The sequence below is a fragment of the Christiangramia aestuarii genome, from assembly GCF_009735585.1.
Lineage (GTDB): Bacteria > Bacteroidota > Bacteroidia > Flavobacteriales > Flavobacteriaceae > Christiangramia > Christiangramia aestuarii.
Genome location: NZ_VJVW01000093.1, coordinates 1 through 441 on the forward strand (window position 1 = coordinate 1; position 441 = coordinate 441).

The following is a 441-nucleotide window of genomic DNA, read 5'->3' on the forward strand; positions in this document are numbered from 1 at the left end:
CCGATAGCAGCGAACACACCGGAACGTCGGCGTGCAATTGCGCCCCCAGGGCGCGGGTGACCAGTTCGCGGGTGCGCTGCACGGTGCTCTGCAGGTCGTCGGCATGCTCCTGGCGGCGCACCTCCCAGTAGCGGCGCAACTTCGCCTGGGAATTGGGACGCCAGGACAGCAGGTGGCCGGGCAGCAGTTCCTGGACCTCGCGGAACGGCGTCTGCGAAGTGCCCCGGGACAGCGTCAGGAGGTCGACCAGGCCGACCGCGTCGAGCCTGGCGGCGAATTCCGGATGCGCCAGGATGGACTTGATCTCCGAGCCGAACAGCAGTCCCTCGCGGTGCCGCGCGTAATACAGCGGCTTGATGCCCAGGCGGTCGCGCACCAGCAGCAGGTGGCCGTCGCGGCCATCGAAGACGGCGAAGGCGAACATCCCGGTCAGGTACTCGC

1 pseudogene is annotated in these 441 nt (G+C 68.7%); it reads right to left on the reverse strand.

The features are described from left to right. Positions 1-441, reverse strand: a pseudogene (locus tag FLP08_RS17060) (hypothetical protein); the annotation flags it as partial.